14 protein-coding genes and 1 pseudogene are annotated in these 15,056 nt (G+C 35.5%); 10 read left to right on the top strand and 5 right to left on the bottom strand.

Annotation, left to right across the window (positions count from 1 at the left end; all coding sequences use genetic code 11):
- Positions 1 to 32: 32 nt before the first annotated feature.
- Entirely contained in the window at positions 33 to 935 is a 903-nt protein-coding gene (locus tag PHO43_RS01195) for a sugar phosphate isomerase/epimerase family protein (RefSeq protein WP_052673154.1), read from the bottom strand.
- Between the two features lie 49 nt (positions 936 to 984).
- The gene (locus PHO43_RS01190; protein ID WP_045089661.1) at positions 985 to 2,505 is read right to left on the bottom strand and encodes a Gfo/Idh/MocA family protein; all 1,521 of its coding nucleotides are present in this window, start codon (positions 2,503 to 2,505) and stop codon (positions 985 to 987) included.
- A 262-nt stretch (positions 2,506 to 2,767) separates the two neighbouring features.
- Between PHO43_RS01190 and PHO43_RS01185 the strand changes: the two genes are divergently transcribed.
- Complete coding sequence (locus PHO43_RS01185) at positions 2,768 to 3,418, top strand: HAD family hydrolase (protein ID WP_045089660.1); 651 nt, start codon at positions 2,768 to 2,770, stop codon at positions 3,416 to 3,418.
- Positions 3,419 to 3,847: 429 nt separating this feature from the next.
- On the opposite strand, the gene PHO43_RS01180 is transcribed toward PHO43_RS01185, so the two are convergent.
- On the bottom strand, positions 3,848 to 4,939 hold the full coding sequence (locus tag PHO43_RS01180) for an alkaline phosphatase (protein ID WP_288011020.1): 1,092 nt from the start codon (positions 4,937 to 4,939) through the stop codon (positions 3,848 to 3,850).
- Positions 4,940 to 5,152: 213 nt separating this feature from the next.
- On the opposite strand from PHO43_RS01180, the gene PHO43_RS01175 reads away from it, so the two are divergent.
- From PHO43_RS01175 to PHO43_RS01135, 9 genes and pseudogenes are all read left to right on the top strand, one after another.
- Positions 5,153 to 6,277 (top strand): acyltransferase family protein, encoded by a 1,125-nt coding sequence (locus tag PHO43_RS01175; RefSeq protein ID WP_045089657.1) that lies wholly within the window; start codon positions 5,153 to 5,155, stop codon positions 6,275 to 6,277.
- Between the two features lie 187 nt (positions 6,278 to 6,464).
- Positions 6,465 to 6,668: a hypothetical protein gene (locus PHO43_RS01170; RefSeq protein WP_045089656.1), complete on the top strand. Its 204-nt coding sequence runs from the start codon at positions 6,465 to 6,467 to the stop codon at positions 6,666 to 6,668.
- A 41-nt stretch (positions 6,669 to 6,709) separates the two neighbouring features.
- Positions 6,710 to 7,303 carry a urocanase-related protein gene (locus tag PHO43_RS01165; protein ID WP_288011018.1) on the top strand — a complete coding sequence of 198 codons (594 nt, stop codon included), beginning with the start codon at positions 6,710 to 6,712 and terminating at the stop codon, positions 7,301 to 7,303.
- 84 nt (positions 7,304 to 7,387) lie between these two features.
- Positions 7,388 to 8,284: a glutamate formimidoyltransferase gene (ftcD, locus tag PHO43_RS01160; RefSeq protein ID WP_045089654.1), complete on the top strand. Its 897-nt coding sequence runs from the start codon at positions 7,388 to 7,390 to the stop codon at positions 8,282 to 8,284.
- Positions 8,285 to 8,288: 4 nt separating this feature from the next.
- A complete protein-coding gene (gene pnuC / locus PHO43_RS01155; protein ID WP_045089653.1) occupies positions 8,289 to 8,882 on the top strand; it encodes a nicotinamide riboside transporter PnuC in 594 nt (197 codons plus the stop codon).
- Positions 8,875 to 9,833 (top strand): annotated as a pseudogene (locus tag PHO43_RS01150) (amidohydrolase family protein). The gene pnuC and the pseudogene PHO43_RS01150 overlap by 8 nt, the downstream one beginning before the upstream one ends.
- Before the next feature lie 53 nt (positions 9,834 to 9,886).
- Positions 9,887 to 10,471: a cyclodeaminase/cyclohydrolase family protein gene (locus PHO43_RS01145; protein WP_045089650.1), complete on the top strand. Its 585-nt coding sequence runs from the start codon at positions 9,887 to 9,889 to the stop codon at positions 10,469 to 10,471.
- 14 nt (positions 10,472 to 10,485) lie between these two features.
- Positions 10,486 to 11,985: a histidine ammonia-lyase gene (hutH, locus tag PHO43_RS01140; protein WP_045089649.1), complete on the top strand. Its 1,500-nt coding sequence runs from the start codon at positions 10,486 to 10,488 to the stop codon at positions 11,983 to 11,985.
- 122 nt (positions 11,986 to 12,107) lie between these two features.
- A complete protein-coding gene (locus PHO43_RS01135; RefSeq protein ID WP_045089648.1) occupies positions 12,108 to 13,493 on the top strand; it encodes an MFS transporter in 1,386 nt (461 codons plus the stop codon).
- 92 nt (positions 13,494 to 13,585) lie between these two features.
- Here PHO43_RS01135 and PHO43_RS01130 read toward each other — a convergent pair whose 3' ends face one another.
- Positions 13,586 to 13,918: a SusD/RagB family nutrient-binding outer membrane lipoprotein gene (locus PHO43_RS01130; RefSeq protein WP_288009905.1), complete on the bottom strand. Its 333-nt coding sequence runs from the start codon at positions 13,916 to 13,918 to the stop codon at positions 13,586 to 13,588.
- Between the two features lie 456 nt (positions 13,919 to 14,374).
- Positions 14,375 to 15,034 carry a PAQR family membrane homeostasis protein TrhA gene (gene trhA / locus PHO43_RS01125; protein WP_045090893.1) on the bottom strand — a complete coding sequence of 220 codons (660 nt, stop codon included), beginning with the start codon at positions 15,032 to 15,034 and terminating at the stop codon, positions 14,375 to 14,377.
- Positions 15,035 to 15,056 lie beyond the last annotated feature (22 nt).

Below are 15,056 nucleotides of genomic sequence, written 5' to 3'. Positions count from 1 at the left end.
TATTTTTACTTTATCCAGGTTTACTTAATATACTACTTCATTGGTAAATGCTTCATAAGTAATTCTTTACTTTTTAAAATATTCTCGCGGCCGCTGGATTCAATTCCATACCATCCTCTGAAACCTCTATCATATGTCATTTTAATCATTTTTTCAGTAAGTTCATCAGACGGCTGATTTCTAAAAGACATACCACCTGCATAAGGAAGAGTTTTTTCCAGAAATCCTACATTGTCAAATTCAGCTCCGGGTTGCCTCCAATCAGGAAGAACTCCAAAGTATTTACTGTTAACCACTTTCATTAAAGAAACTAACCAGTCGGCATCATTTGATACACCTCCATGATTTTCAATCAGTATGCTAATATTAGCCGGAACGGCATACTCCAGCATCATATTATATGTTTCGGCAGACCATTTAAGAGCTTCTCCTTTATCAATATCTTTTGCACCAATACAGTTTGTACGAATTGCGTGGCAACCAAGGTACTGAGCAATATCTATCCATTTTCTGTGATTAGTAACAGTCTGCTTCCTTTCCTCTTTTGATGGAGTACAAGTTTCACCTTCTGCATCAACCATAATCAATACCATTTTAACACCATGTTCATCTGCATTCCTTTTTAATCGATTTAAATAAGTAGCAATAGGAACTTCAAACAGTGTGTTAACGAATTCAATACCGCTTATACCAAAATCTTCGCGAGCGATTCTGGGAAAGTCTAATGTTTTCCACTCACCTTTATTTATTTCATCAACTAACGCCCACTGAGCAAGAGAAATGTTATTTTCTCCTATCCACTGAGAGCCTGCAGCAGCTATTGTACTGTTTCTTGAGTATGCCTGTTGCATATTTAATAATGAAGGAGCAATAAATGAGCCTGCTCCAATTGCTAATGTTTTTTCAAGAAAACCTCTTCGGGATACTTTTTTCATACTATTAAGTTTTCACTGTTAATTATATTAGTTATTATTTCTATTTAAATCATTTAATTTCCCAGCCTTTTCTGTATTCAGAACGATATAAATATTGGTTTGCATCCTGTATATTTGTAATAGTCATGTTCTTGTGATCATAATTAATCTTCTTTCCAGTTCTAAATGCTGCTGCAGCTAAATGTGCAGTCTCAATTATTGGCCAGGAGCTAAGGAAATTACCAGGTGATTGCTTGTTGTTTAAGATTGCTTCTATCCAGACATCAGTAGAGTTTACACTTGTTCTTGAACGAGGTATCTCTTTTGAGCCTGTAACTTCGATCATTTTTGATACTGGTATTATGACAGGGTTTTCGCATCTGAATCCACCTAAGATCTTACCTTTATCACCCACAAACATCATTCCCTCACTTTCGAAAACTTTATTATCAACTTCTAACTCCGGTGGAGTAGGAGGTCTCATTCCTCCATCATACCAGAATAGATCAAAAGGACCACAGTTTTCAGATGCACTAAATTTCCACCTTACTATTGAAGATAATGGAAATGCAACACTGTTTGGTACATCCTTCATTTCATCAAACTCACCAATTGTTTTAGTTGTTGTTCCCATTGTTTCAACAGCAAATGGAGGCGCATCTACACCTAATGTTGTGAACAGAGGCCATAGACTGTAAATTCCCATGTCTGCAATACTTCCGGCGCCAAAATCATACCAACCCCTGTAGACTGTATGTGTATAGTTTGGATGATACGGTCTGTCAGGCCATGCTCCCAACCATAAGTCCCAATCAAAACCTTCAGGAATTTCAGGACGATCTTTAAAAGTAGTTTGCCATTGTTGCCATACTGGACGATATGACCAGTTATGTATTTCCTTTAGGTTTCCAATTACTCCGTCGTCAATCCATTTTTTTACAGTTTGATATCTATCATGTATAGCGCTCCAGGCAAGCATATGAGTTATTAGATTGGGTTTACTTTTAACTGCCTCAAAAATGGCTCTTGTTTCATGAACTCTATTACCTAATGGTTTATGAGAGATAACATGTTTGTTTTTTTCAAGAGCTTTTAAAATTATAGGAGGATAAGCATGATCAGGAACAACAATTTTTACTGCATCTATATCGTTTTCTTTCTCAAGCATTTCCCTGAAATCTGAATATGCAGTACAACCAGAATAACTGTTTTTATTTCTTTCTTTAGCGTAATATTTATTTACAAAACTCTGACCACAGTCACGTCCTGCTGTTACATTAACCTCACCTCCCCAGGTTGAATCACCCAGAAGTTTTCTTACACTTTTCTTCAAATCACTGCCAGGTCCCCACTGATGATAACCAATAGGATATTTATTTGGATCACATACCGAGACAATATGAACTCTTTTATCGGGAATTAGATTTATTAATTCACCCATTTGTTGCATACCAACTCCAATAAGTCCTATGTTTATTCTATCACTTGGAGCTACAAATCCAACACCACCCAATACATTTCTTGGAATTACTGTAAATGCTATTGCCGATCCGGTATAGTTTAAAAAATCACGACGTTTAATCTTTTTCATATCCTTATAGTGTTTTCAAATTATAAAATCACTTTTATTAATCATTAAAATGATAAGGATCTTCATAAAAGATTAGAAAGAGAAGGGTAACAAAACCAAAGATATAGAAAAATATATTGAAATAACTAAATATATCAAGTTTCTTTTATTTAAGTGTATCATCTTGAATATAATAATTAAGTTGTGAATTTTAAATAGCCAACAGGAATCGTTACAGAGCTTATTGCTATCTTTGCAGTTTATACAATATTCAAAAGTTAATATGGTAATTAAAGGTGTAATATTTGATTTTAACGGGACACTCTTTTTCGATACTCAACTGCATAATCAGGCATGGGATATTTTTCTAGAAAGATATTCACTAAATCTTGATGATGAAGAAAAAGATCGAAAAATTCATGGTAAAAATAATGCTGATATACTTGCAAATATCTTCAAAAAAGAGTTTTCATCAGATGAAGTTCAGAGATTAATAATTGAGAAAGAGAGTATATATCAATCACTTTGTTTGAAGCAGGAGATGAATCTTGCTCCCGGTGCAGTGGAGTTTTTTAAATATCTACAATCAAAAGATATTCCCTTCACTATTGCAACTGCATCAGACCTTTTTAATGTTGAGTTCTATTTCAAACATTTAAATCTTGGAGAGTACTTCAATTTTGACAAAGTAGTGTATAACGACGGTACAATGAAAAGTAAGCCCAATCCTGAGATTTTTGTCAGAGCAATGAAAGTGTTAAATGTCAAACCGGAGAATGCATTGATTTTTGAAGACTCATCATCCGGAATTGGTGCTGCTGAAAACTCGAAAGTCGGAAAAATTATAATAGTGAACTCAACCAACTCTGAATACAGTAACTACAATCATGATGTTATAACTTCGTTCAATGAGATTGACAAGTCGATTTTCTGATAAATTGAAACATAACTATAGCAGCAGAATTTTAATCCTGTTATTAATCTGTAATTTTATAAATCAGAATCATATTTTACATAAAATATTCCTTTGTAACACAATCTTGAAATAAAAGTTACATAAATCTGAAAAATAAGGGAAAAAGGAATGATATGTATGTATGCCAAGGTCACAGAATCGCTTTTTTCACCATTAGGTAAGGAATTAATATACACAGCTGATAAAATAAATATCAGCAGTGATATAATTAATTGTTTTCTATTGATCTTGCTTTGTGTAAGATATGTATAAGCTGATAATCCCAAAAAAATTGAAACAGCTACATTTTTGATGTAGTATTCATCAGAGTCTGCAACTAGTCCCAGCCATTGAGGAAGCTTAATAAGCAGACTAACCAGAAGGCAGGAAATTATCAGCTTGAAAATGTCATTTTTTAAAACCATAAAGACTCATGATTTTATTGTATATATCTATGTTCTCATATATTCCTGCAAACTTTTCTGCACCAGTGCCGTAAGAAAATACAGGTACCATTACAGAGGTGTGACCTGTTGATCCCCATGCAGCTTTAACCTCTCCAGTTTCAAAACTGCCTCCTGTAAGTGCCATTCCACCAGTTTCATGGTCAGCTGTAATCACAACAAGTGTACCCGGGTTCTTGTCTGCATAATCAAAAGCCACCTTAATTGTTCTATCGAAATCAATCATTTCATTTACTACACCTTCTGCATTATTGTCGTGACTTTCCCAATCAATCTGAGAGCCTTCAACAATAAGGAAAAATCCTTTTGAATTATTATCAAGTATATCCAGAGCTGTTTGAACACTCTCAGGTAGAAATTCTCCTCTTTCAGGATAAGTTGCCGGGTGTTCATCTGCAATTAGTGCTGCCAGTTTACCGGAAGTTGTTTGTTTTACATCATTCATATCAAAAGCAACCTTGAATCCTTTATCTTTCAATTGTTTAAAAAGATCTACTTTATCTGAACGATCAGCAAAATATTTCTTTCCACCACCAATAAACAGTGTGATATCTGAATTTACAAAATCAACAGCAATCTCTTCCTGCATATTTCTGTTTGGCTGATGTGCAACGAAGGATGCCGGTGTAGCATGTGTAATTGCACAACTTGCAACAACACCTGTGGATTTACCATTTTCAGCTGCATATTCAAGTATTGATTTAACATCATTTCCTTTAGCATCAACACCAATTGCACCATTATTTGTTTTTGTACCGGTTGCAATTGCGGTACCTCCTGCTGCAGAGTCTGTAATATAACTGCTGGCTGAATAAGTTTTAGAAAATCCTACATATTGTGATTTTTCAAGATTTAGCCCATTATTAGCTGTAATGCCCGAATAGACCTGACTAACACCCATTCCGTCTCCAATTAACAGAATAACATTTTCAACTATAGGCGCTTCCGTTGATATTAATGTTGTATTTTTTGTTGAAGAACATTGTACTATAATTAAAGACAGTACGATAAGCAATGGGATAGTAATTTTTCTCATAACTTTTGATTGGTTTTAGATATTTTTTCTGATTATACATTGTTAATAGTAAGCAAATTTAAACTTATTATTCTGAAATAATATCTATAATTGGTTATATTTGTGTATCATTTAAATTCTTCTTGTGAAACAGTAACTAAATTTAATTCTTCCTGCCAGAGAAGTAACTCTTGTGGGTTGATAAATATTAACAGATTAATTGATTGATTAACAATGAAAAACGCAGACTTAAAGGTTCAACCATCCGATCGTTTAAAGTCGTTGGATGCGTTAAGAGGGTTTGATATGTTTTGGATAATGGGGGCAGAAGAAGTTTTCATTCTGCTGGGTGCATTAACAGGTTGGCCGGTTCTGGAATGGTGGGCCGGGCAAATGACCCATGTTGAATGGCATGGTTTTCAAGCCTATGATATGATATTCCCATTGTTCCTTTTTATTGCTGGTGTATCTTTTCCTTTTTCTGTATCAAAAAGATTGGCTGTAAAAGGAGGAAAGCAAGCACTATATCGACATATCTTTAAAAGAGGTCTTATTCTGGTGCTCCTTGGATTAATATATAATAACGGTATCATTTTCAATATAGAGGCTATGCGTTTTCCAAGTGTACTTGGACGTATTGGACTGGCTTGGATGTTTGCAGCACTGATTTTCATGAAAACAAAGAACTGGAAATCAAGAATGGTGTGGTTCTGGGGGTTATTGATATTTTATTGGTTACTATTCCTTATATTTAAAGCACCTGATTTTGGTGACCCTGACAGATATTCAATGCAAGGAAATATATCAAGTTATATTGACAGGACAATTCTACCAGGCAGGTTGTGCTGCTACGAGTTTGGAGATAATGAAGGAATATTACCTACTATAGCGGCTGTTAGTACCGGACTTTTAGGTATGCTTGTAGGTGAACTTCTAAAGAATACCTATAAGCCTATGAAGAAAGTTCTCTACATGGCAATAGGAGGAGTAATACTAATCATCATCGGTCAGATATGGAATCTGGTTTTCCCTATCAATAAAAACTTATGGTCTAGCTCATTTGTATGCTATGTTGGTGGAATAAGTATAATACTAATGACAATCTTTTATCTGATAATTGATGTTTGGAAGTATCAAAAATGGGCATTTTTCTTTGTTGTAATCGGTATGAACCCCATTACAATTTATCTCGCTAACAGAATTATAGGATTTGGAAGGGCAACAGACTTTTTATTTGGAGGAATTGCAGAACTGCTTCCTGAAGCATGGTCTCCACTAATTATTGCAATTGGATATGTTATAGTTGGATGGTTATTCCTGTATCTGCTATATAAAAAGAAGATTTTCCTCAAGGTATAACTATTTGCTTTTTTTAGTCATTTTTTCCAGCAAGAAGGGGATAGTCCCTCTTGCTGGATTTTTTTATGGTTAATAGTTTTAATCTTTAAACTGTTTCTGTTTTAATGAATTAAAGTGTTGGCAAATATATTTAAAATATTAAATTTGTCGTATGTTTGCTGATGTATAATAACCATGAATAAATTATATGAGTATCACGTTAGAGAATACCTTACCTCCATATCCTCATTTTCAGGAAGGCATACTACGTGCACCTAACAGAGGTTATAGATTAACAAAGTTACAGACTAAAATAGCTTTAAAGAACGCTCTAAGATACATACCTCCTGAACAGCACTCATTGCTGGCACCAGAATTTTTAGAAGAGCTTAAAGCCAGGGGTAGAGTTTAAGTGGATTGCATGCTGATCTTTTAAAAACAGACAGAGCAGCAATGGAATGTATTGATCCTGAAAGGAGTGGGCAGGACAGAGATAACTGGGTCTGGATTCGTGATGCTGAAAAGAACAGACTGGTAATTGGTACTCAGGCACGTATATTATATCAGGATGCTGAAGGACGACTAAAAATTGCGCTTCGATTCAGTGAGATGGTTAGAAATGGAGAAATTGGTCCTGTTATGCTTGGGCGTGATCATCATGATGTGAGTGGTGCAGATTCACCCTTCAGGGAAACTGCCAATATAAAGGATGGCAGTAATATTATGGCTGATATGTCAGTACAATGTTTTGCTGGTAATGCAGCCCGAGGAATGAGTTTGGTTGCACTTCACAATGGAGGTGGTGTTGGTATAGGTAAAGCAATTAACGGTGGATTTGGTATGGTACTTGACGGAAGTGAAAGAGTTGATGAAATACTTCGTTCTGCTATACTTTGGGATGTTATGGGTGGTGTTGCCCGCAGATCCTGGGCAAGAAATACTAATGCTATGAAAACAGTAAAAGAATTTAATATTAACCACTCTCAGGAATATAAAATCACAGAACCTTATTTGGTTAATGAGAGATTATTAAATGATATTATCTGAAATATTGCTAAATTGCAATTCATTATTGAGAACTTGTTAAGCATAACTATATAGTTAAAACATTAAACAGAAACTAATATATTGATGAATAAAATCATAGAGTGTGTTCCAAATTTTAGTGAGGGACGTGATAAGCAAATAGTAGAAAAGATTGCGGATGCATTCAGTGCGAAAGACAATGTAAAACTACTTGATTATAGTAGTGATGCTGACCATAACAGATCGGTAATCACTGTAGCAGGTGAACCCGAAGCTCTTAAGGAAGCTGTAATTGAAGCAGTAGGAATAGCAGTTGAGCTTATTAATCTGACTAAACATAGTGGTCAGCATCCAAGAATGGGGGCAGTGGATGTAATTCCTTTTATTCCTATAAAGAATGTAACAATGGATGAGGCAATAACATTATCAAAGGAGGTGGGAGATGCTATCGGAGAAAAATATAATCTGCCTGTTTTTTTATATGAGAAATCGGCTACACAACAACATCGCGAAAATCTTGCAAATGTACGTAAAGGTGAATTTGAAGGGTTAAAAGAAAAAATGCTTTCTCCTGAGTGGAAACCTGATTTTGGTCCATTACAACCACACCCTACTGCAGGTGCTGTAGCTGTTGGCGCCAGAATGCCTTTAGTGGCATATAATGTAAATCTTAATACATCAGATTTAGAAATTGCAACTGCGATTGCTAAAAAAGTGAGACATATTGGTGGAGGACTTAGATTTTGCAAAGCAATGGGTGTTGAATTGGAGGATAAAGGCATAACTCAGGTGTCTATGAATCTGACCGACTATACAAAAACTTCAATCTACAGAGCACATGAAATGGTGAGAATGGAAGCAAAAAGGTATGGAGTGACTGTTGCCGGTGGCGAAGTAATAGGATTGGTACCTTTGGAAGCACTTGTTGATTCTGTAGCATATTACCTGGGATTGGATAATTTTTCAATTAAACAGGTTCTTGAAATTAAACTAATGGAATAGACTGATGAATTGGTTAGAACTGATTGCTGTAATTCTTGGAATACTTAGTGTTTGGTATGCTCGCAAGGAGAAAATACTTGTTTTCCCTTTCGGAATTGCAAACGTGTCGATTTACATATACATTTGCTTCATTGCCAAATTATTTGCTAATGCAGGTATTAATATTGTATACCTTATTTCAAATATCTTCGGCTGGTATATGTGGTCAGGTAAAAGTGACAATCAGAGGTTAGAGATAAGCAAAAACACAATTAAACAAAATGTAATATCATGGTTTTCAGTAGTATTGATATATATAATTGTATTCTTTATTCTGCGTTGGGTAAACAGAGATAATATTGAATATATGGAATCTTATCTGCCATGGATAGATTCGTTCAATACTGCATTTTTTTTGGTGGCAACAATTTTAATGGCTGTAAAGAAGATCGAGAACTGGTTGTTCTGGATAATTGGTGATATAATATCAATTCCAATTTTTGCTTCTCAAGGTTTGTTTTTTACATCTATACAGTACACTGTATTTCTTATACTGGCAATTCTTGGATGGAAAGAGTGGAGGCAAAAATTAAAAAGTAAAATTGTCAACAATGAGTAACCTTATAATTAAAAATGCATCACAGGTAGTTACATGCAGCGGTTTTGAAGGAAAACGCGGCAGGGAGATGTCAGATCTTAGTATAATTGAAAATGGTACTGTAATTGTAACTAATGGTCTTATTTCTCATATTCTAAAGCAAGATGAAAAAGTTGATGTAAATCTGTCCGACTATCATGTACTTGATGCTTCCGGTAGAGCATTGTTACCTGGTTTCGTAGATCCGCATATTCATTTTGTATTTGGTGGATATCGGGAGGAGGAATTTTCATGGAGAATGAGAGGTGACAGTTATATGGAAATCATGAACTGGGGAGGGGGCATTTTAAGTACTACTCTTAAGACTCGTGAAGCCTCGGAAGATGAGTTGATTAAGTCTGGCAAAATGCGGCTTGATGCTATGTTGCATCTGGGAATAACTACTGTGGAAGGCAAAAGTGGTTATGGTCTCGATAAGGAAACTGAAATTAAGCAACTGCGTATCATGAAGTACTTAAATGAAGTTCATCCAATTGAAATTGAGCAAACCAGAAGGTATCTGGAAGCTGCCAGACAATATGGATTTAAACTGAAAATGCATGCTGATGAAATTGCTCATTGACCGCTTTTTCATTGAGAGAAAAATATGCAAGAGCTCGTGAAATGATAGATTCAGGTTGTATTGTTGCTTTGGCAACCGACCTTAATCCGGGAAGCTCATTTTCTTCATCAGTACCTCTTCTGTTTGCAATTGCATGTATTTATATGAATATATCACCAGAAGAAGCTGTTACAGCATTTACAATTAATAGTGCTGCTGCAATCGGCCGTGCGGATAAAATAGGTAGTATTGACATTGGGAAGCAGGGTAATATGATTTTACTGCAATATCCATCTTATAAATTTCTACCGTATAATGTTGGAATGAATATAGTTGAAAAAGTAATAATAAAAGGAGAAGTTGTTATATGAAACTAGCATATATGCATGTTACATATGATACCTTTGAATAAAAAACTAATCATATGAAACTACAAGACTTAACATTAAAGGAATTTCTGGAGAAGACAGCTTCAAATGATGCAGTGCCAGGTGGTGGTTGTTCTTCAGCACTTTTGGCTGCAATTGCAGCTTCATTAACTGAGATGGTTGCCAAGCTGACAATTGGTAGAAAAAAGTATTCAGATGTTGAGGAGCGAATGAAAGAGATCGCTATGATTATGTCTGAGAACAGAGCTCAGTTTATTAATGACATTGATAGAGATGCGGTCTCATATCAACTTGTTATGGATGCATATCAACTACCTAAAAACAGTGATGAAGAGATTGCTCAACGAAATAGGAAAATTCAGCATGCAACTAAAATTGCATCCTATATTCCAATGTCAATTGCTCAAAGAGCATACTGTATGAAAGATTTGATAAAAGAAACAATACAGAAAGGAAATATAAATGCTAATTCTGATGGCAAGGTAGGGCTGTTGGCATGTGAAGCAGCTATCAAAGGTTCATTGTTAAACGTCAGGATAAATTTGGAAAATATCGATGATGAGGAATTTGTATATTACATGACAGAGAAATGCAATGAAATAGAAAATAATACCTTCTGACAAACAACAGAATTATGAAAAACATTTATTTAATCGGGCAAAAAGAACTTACTATTGAAGATCTTGAATGGATTTTGTCTAATAATATTAAAGTGGAACTTGCACCGGAAGCCAAAGAGCGAATACAAAAGTGTCGTGATTACCTCGATAGCAAAATTGAGAAAGAGCAATCTCCATTATATGGAATAACCACTGGGTTTGGTTCTTTGTGTGATCGCACTGTTTCGAATGAAGACCTTAGCACGCTGCAGGAAAATCTGGTAAAATCACATGCATGTAGTGTTGGTGATGAAGTTACGCCACTAATAGTTAAATTAATGTTTATTCTTAAAGCTCATGCATTGTCACTGGGATATAGTGGGGTACAGGTAGCAACTGTACAGAGAATGCTTGATCTCTTTAATAATGATATTCTGCCTATTGTTTATGATAAAGGTTCATTAGGTGCATCAGGCGATTTGGCACCACTTGCTAATCTTTTTCTTCCTCTTATTGGTGTTGGAGATGTTTTTTATAAGGGGAAAAAGCAAGATATAGGTTTTGTGCTTGATGAGTTTGGATGGGAGCCTATCAAATTACAGAGTAAAGAGGGTCTGGCGCTGTTAAATGGTACACAGTTTATGTCGGCACATGGAGTATATGCAATTATGAAGGCCCAGCGGTTGTCAGTCAGAGCCGATTTGATAGCTGCAATGTCGTTAGATGCATATGATGGTCACATTGAGCCATTTGAGGAAAAACTACACCTTATACGACCACATATTGGTCAGCTCGAAACAAGTCAGAATATCTGCAGGTTCCTCGAAGGTAGCGAGATTATCACCAGAGAAAAACAACATCTGCAGGATCCATATTCCTTTCGCTGTATACCACAGGTTCACGGGGCAACAAAAGATGCTATTGATTATGCAAAGTCGGTTGTTCATACCGAGATTAATTCGGTAACCGACAATCCAACAATCTTTCCTGATGATGATAAGATTATCTCAGGAGGCAACTTTCATGGTCAACCTTTGGCTATCGCATATGATTTTCTTGCAATTGCTATGGCTGAGCTGGGTAATATCTCCGAAAGACGTATTGCGCAATTGATACTGGGAAAAAGAGGTCTGCCTGAATTTCTGGTGGCAAACCCGGGGCTTAACTCAGGGTTCATGATTCCACAATATGTTGCAGCCTCTGTTGTAAGTCAAAATAAGATATACTGCTCCCCGGCAAGTATTGATTCTATTGTCTCTTCAAATGGTCAGGAGGATCATGTTAGTATGGGTGCTACATCGGCAATAAAGCTTCTTAAGGTGATGGACAATCTGGATATAATACTTTCAATAGAGTTGATGAATGCTGCTCAAGCACTTGAGTTCAGACGCCCGCTGAAATCATCACCAATAATCGAAAAAGTGCTGAAGGGATATCGTAAAGAGGTTCCCTTCATTGATGAGGATATTGTTATGTATAAGGAGATACGTAAAACCTCCTCATACCTCAACAGGTTACAAGTTTCTGCACTTTAGCTGTCATTTTATTTAAAATACCCCTTTATTTCAGACATAACAATAACAAAAGGTCATGAATAATGACTTTTTAATTATCTTTGTTCTCTTTCAAATGATTAATAAGTTAAATATATTTTTAAATGGTAGAAACAGTTAGAAAATCGCTCAGAGATTCTGCAGCGGCAAGATGGACTGCACTTTTGATTGTATCTTTTACAATGATGTGCGGATACTTTTTAACAGACGTATTGTCACCAATAGTAGGTTTACTTGAAAGTCAGTTAAACTGGACACGAGCTGATTATGGAGTATATACCAGCTCATACGGTTGGTTTAATGTTTTTCTTGTAATGCTTATTTTAGGAGGAATAATTCTTGATAAACTGGGGATAAGAATAACAGGTCTTGGAGCTACTGCTCTGATGGTAATTGGTACTGCTATAAAATATTGGGCAGTGTCTACTCACGTATTAGATGGTGAAACAATTATGGGGCTTAATGCTCAGCTTTTTTGGGCTTGTATTGGTTTTGCTGTTTTTGCCGTTGGTGTTGAAGTAGCCGGTATCACTGTATCTAAGATAATTGTAAAGTGGTTTAAAGGAAAAGAGATGGCAACTGCAATGGGTATGCAGGTGGCATTAGCAAGAGTTGGTACTGCATTTGCATTAGGGTTCTCTGTGCCTATTGCCAGAGCTCTGGGAGTTATAGATGTGTCACGTCCTGTATTAGTTGCCCTAATTGGTCTATGTATCGGTCTTATTGCATTTATAGTTTATATGGTGATGGATAAGAAACTGGATGCATCTGAAGCTAATGATGTGCAGGCAGAAATAAGTCACGAAGATGAATTCAAAATTTCAGATATAGGAAAAATTTTAACAAACAAAGGGTGGTGGTATATTGCAATATTATGTGTACTCTTTTACTCAGCTGTTTTCCCTTTCCTGAAATATGCAACTGACTTGATGGTAAATAAGTTTGGTGTTGATCAAAATATAGCAGGTTTAATACCGATGCTGTTGCCTTTTGGAAATATACTACTCACTCCATTGTTTGGAGGTATTTACGATAGAAAAGGAAAAGGTGCCTCAATTATGATAATTGGCTCTTTATTACTTATAGTTGTTCACGCTTTATTCTCAGTTCAGATGCTCAATAACTGGATTATTGCTATGATTCTTGTAATAATACTTGGGGTAGCTTTCTCACTTGTACCTTCAGCAATGTGGCCTTCTGTGCCGAAGATTGTTCCGGAGAAACGACTGGGAACAGCATATTCCTTAATATTCTGGGTGCAGAACTGGGGATTGATGGGAGTTCCTTTACTGATTGGCTGGGTGCTTGAAAAATATTGTATTACAGGTCAGACTATGAGAGATGGAATGATGGTTAATACATACGATTATACTCTTCCAATGCTTATCTTTACTGGTTTTGGTCTGTTAGCACTAGTTTTTGCATTTTTACTTAAAGCAGAAGATAAGAAAAAAGGTTACGGTCTAGAGTCACCAAATATTGAAGGTTAATATAGATTTTGACTAGTCCTAAATAACCGTTACAGGTTTTTACAGAGCGGTTTTTTTTAGTACTAGTCATGTCATACGACATACCACGTATATCATTTCTTTGCCCACCATAGCGGAGTAAGGACTTCATCTTTACCATTAGAGAGGAATCCTGTTGCAATAGCATATCCATCTGGATTTGTATTTGGTAACGAAGATGGATACTTTAATCTCTGAGGGAAGAATCTAACGCTATTGGTCATATAATTACTTGAAGTTAAATCAGGCAAATCGTTATTTGGCAATTCAACAGCAATATTTTCGAAGAATGGTAATCCCAGACGACGGTGATCGCTCCATGCTTCAAGTGGTAACCAAGGCATATGTGCAATATATTTCTGTGTAATTATTTTTGTCAACTGGTCATTCTTTACAGTTCCATTCATATAAATTGTATTTGATGGGAAAGTATAATTAAATGTACCCGGCTGCCTTTTCGATATCAGTTAGTTTTTAATATTATTAAAAGATATTTTATGAGGTTATTATATTTATCTCAAAAGACAGTAACAAAATTAAACATAATACAAGAATAAATACACATTAAGGGCTGAAAATTGATATATATAACAATAATTAACCACTAAATTATAAACAATAAAAAGCTTTCATAACTAATTTAAATTATTGCATGATTATTACTTTATTCCTTAATATATGAGTAATATAAGAGGAATGTAAGAGTGAGTCAAAAGCAAAGTAAGACACATGTATGAATAAAATATGACACTGTTATCACTAAAAGATGTTTTGTGACAATACAACTCAACACTGAAATAAAGTTAAAATTAAGTGTTTGAAATTGAAAAAATAAAAGAAATTCTGTGATTTTAAATCAGGATTTAAAGGGGGATTAACCATGCTGCATAGATATGACTTGCAAGTCCCAGTAAAACGAAGAGATGAAAAATGGAGTGTACAAACTCTTTCTTGGCTGTAGCATAAATGAGGGCACCGATAATGTAAAAAACACCTCCACCAATTAACCAGTATATAACCTCTATACAATCTTTAGAGTTAGCAACATCTATCAGAGGTTTAAATGCAACGAGAACTACTAGTCCCATAAATACATATGAGGTTGTTTTCAGGTTACTGTTTTGTTTTAGTTGCCTGAAACTGATAGAGATACCTATAATTGCAATTAGCCATACAAGTGAAAAGAGCAGCCAGCCCCATAGAGGTTCTTCTTTGAGTAATAATATCAGGGTAAAGGGTGAGTAGCTGGCGGCAATCAGTAAATATATTGACGCATGGTCAAAATGGCGTAATTTCTGCTTTTTAGTCGGCTCTTGTACAAAATGATATACTGTTGATGCAGCCATACAGACAATCATACCTAGACCAAATAAAGAGTATGCCCATAATGCCCATTTGTCTCCTGACCCCATTGCTTTATTAATCAGGATTCCGGTAGCTATTATGCCCATTAACAAGCCAAATCCGTGGGTAAGGTAATTGGCTCGTTCTTCTCTGATTGTATAGAATTTTTCTTTACTCATATTTACTGCAAATGTACCCAAA

It is taken from the genome of Lascolabacillus sp. (assembly GCF_028696275.1).
GTDB lineage: Bacteria > Bacteroidota > Bacteroidia > Bacteroidales > Dysgonomonadaceae > Proteiniphilum > Proteiniphilum massiliensis.
This window is presented reverse-complemented; position numbering and strand designations above follow the sequence as displayed.

Bases quoted from the DNA above. Each gene is read 5' to 3' on its own strand.
- PHO43_RS01135 (WP_045089648.1), top strand. From the start codon at position 12,108: ATGGTAGAAACAGTTAGAAAATCGCTCAGAGATTCTGCAGCGGCAAGA.
- PHO43_RS01145 (WP_045089650.1), top strand. From the start codon at position 9,887: ATGAAACTACAAGACTTAACATTAAAGGAATTTCTGGAGAAGACAGCT.
- PHO43_RS01190 (WP_045089661.1), bottom strand. From the start codon at position 2,505: ATGAAAAAGATTAAACGTCGTGATTTTTTAAACTATACCGGATCGGCA.
- PHO43_RS01195 (WP_052673154.1), bottom strand. From the start codon at position 935: ATGAAAAAAGTATCCCGAAGAGGTTTTCTTGAAAAAACATTAGCAATT.
- pnuC (WP_045089653.1), top strand. From the start codon at position 8,289: ATGAATTGGTTAGAACTGATTGCTGTAATTCTTGGAATACTTAGTGTT.
- ftcD (WP_045089654.1), top strand. From the start codon at position 7,388: ATGAATAAAATCATAGAGTGTGTTCCAAATTTTAGTGAGGGACGTGAT.
- PHO43_RS01170 (WP_045089656.1), top strand. From the start codon at position 6,465: ATGAGTATCACGTTAGAGAATACCTTACCTCCATATCCTCATTTTCAG.
- PHO43_RS01130 (WP_288009905.1), bottom strand. From the start codon at position 13,918: ATGAATGGAACTGTAAAGAATGACCAGTTGACAAAAATAATTACACAG.
- PHO43_RS01185 (WP_045089660.1), top strand. From the start codon at position 2,768: ATGGTAATTAAAGGTGTAATATTTGATTTTAACGGGACACTCTTTTTC.
- PHO43_RS01165 (WP_288011018.1), top strand. From the start codon at position 6,710: ATGGAATGTATTGATCCTGAAAGGAGTGGGCAGGACAGAGATAACTGG.
- trhA (WP_045090893.1), bottom strand. From the start codon at position 15,034: ATGAGTAAAGAAAAATTCTATACAATCAGAGAAGAACGAGCCAATTAC.
- PHO43_RS01175 (WP_045089657.1), top strand. From the start codon at position 5,153: ATGAAAAACGCAGACTTAAAGGTTCAACCATCCGATCGTTTAAAGTCG.
- hutH (WP_045089649.1), top strand. From the start codon at position 10,486: ATGAAAAACATTTATTTAATCGGGCAAAAAGAACTTACTATTGAAGAT.
- PHO43_RS01180 (WP_288011020.1), bottom strand. From the start codon at position 4,939: ATGAGAAAAATTACTATCCCATTGCTTATCGTACTGTCTTTAATTATA.